This is a genomic window from Bradyrhizobium sp. 23 (genome assembly GCF_023073295.1).
GTDB lineage: Bacteria > Pseudomonadota > Alphaproteobacteria > Rhizobiales > Xanthobacteraceae > Bradyrhizobium > Bradyrhizobium canariense_D.
In genome coordinates this window covers 84,686-84,900 of sequence record NZ_JADPJF010000032.1, presented here as the reverse complement: position 1 = coordinate 84,900, position 215 = coordinate 84,686, and the positions used below count along the sequence as shown (strand labels likewise).

Annotated in this window: 1 pseudogene; it reads left to right on the top strand. The window is 65.1% G+C overall.

The annotated features are described in order from the left end of the window. Positions 1-197, top strand: a pseudogene (locus IVB32_RS04635) (CbbX protein); the annotation flags it as partial. Between the last annotated feature and the right edge of the window lie 18 nt (positions 198-215).

Genomic DNA, 215 nt, shown 5'->3' with positions numbered 1-215 from the left:
CCCAGCCGTTCTTCTCCAATGCGCGCTCGATCCGCAACGCCGTCGACCGCATCCGCCTGCGGCAGGCCGATCGGCTGGTGTCCGATCTCGACCGCATGCTCGATATCGCCGACCTCGAAACGATCGATCCCATGGACGTCCTGGCGAGTCGCGTCTTCAGCGGCGGTGCGGACGCGCAGGGGAGTGCGAAGCCATGACGAGAGAAATCCTCATCG